Annotated in this window: 2 tRNA genes and 2 rRNA genes; all 4 read left to right on the plus strand. The window is 47.9% G+C overall.

The annotated features are described in order from the left end of the window. A 16S ribosomal RNA gene (locus OCV99_RS17960) occupies positions 1-72 on the plus strand; the annotation flags it as partial. A 67-nt stretch (positions 73-139) separates the two neighbouring features. Beyond that, positions 140-257, plus strand: a 5S ribosomal RNA gene (gene rrf, locus OCV99_RS17965). 37 nt (positions 258-294) lie between these two features. After that, positions 295-368 (plus strand) — tRNA-Ile (locus tag OCV99_RS17970). Positions 369-388: 20 nt separating this feature from the next. Next, positions 389-461, plus strand: a tRNA-Ala gene (locus OCV99_RS17975). Positions 462-664 lie beyond the last annotated feature (203 nt).

Raw genomic sequence — 664 nt, forward strand, 5'->3', positions numbered from 1 at the left:
GCGGGACCGATAACTGGGGTGAAGTCGTAACAAGGTAGCCGTATCGGAAGGTGCGGCTGGATCACCTCCTTTCTAAAGGGAAAAGTAAGGGTTGTTGTTTATTGTTGAGTTATCAAGCTGTCAAAAGCTGGTAATGATTCCTGGTGGCGATGCGCTTGGGGGAAACACCCGTACCCATCCCGAACACGATGGTTAAGACCCAAGCGGCCGATGGTACTGCACTGGAGACGGTGTGGGAGAGCAGGTGGCCGCCAGGTTAAAAAAGAAAAGAGGCTTAGGACTCTTTTGGAAAATGGGCTTATAGCTCAGCCGGTTAGAGCGCACGCCTGATAAGCGTGAGGTCGGTGGTTCGAGTCCACTTAAGCCCATTGCAATACAAAACCAAAATGGGGGATTAGCTCAGTTGGGAGAGCGCCTGCCTTGCAAGCAGGAGGTCACGAGTTCGACTCTCGTATTCTCCACTGACTGATAAACATCAGTCAAGTGTCTTACATTGCACCTCAAGAACTATGTTCTTTCGGTCGCGTGCAGGCACGCTATAAAACAAAATATTTTTAGGCAGACAGATGCAAGCATCCGTTGCAAAAAATATTTGTTTTGCAATGTACCTTGAAAACCGCATATAAGAAATATCTAAATGATAACTGTTCAGCCGACCATCTCG

The organism is Dorea acetigenes, from assembly GCF_025567385.1.
In the GTDB taxonomy this organism is placed as follows: Bacteria; Bacillota; Clostridia; order Lachnospirales; family Lachnospiraceae; genus Claveliimonas; species Claveliimonas acetigenes.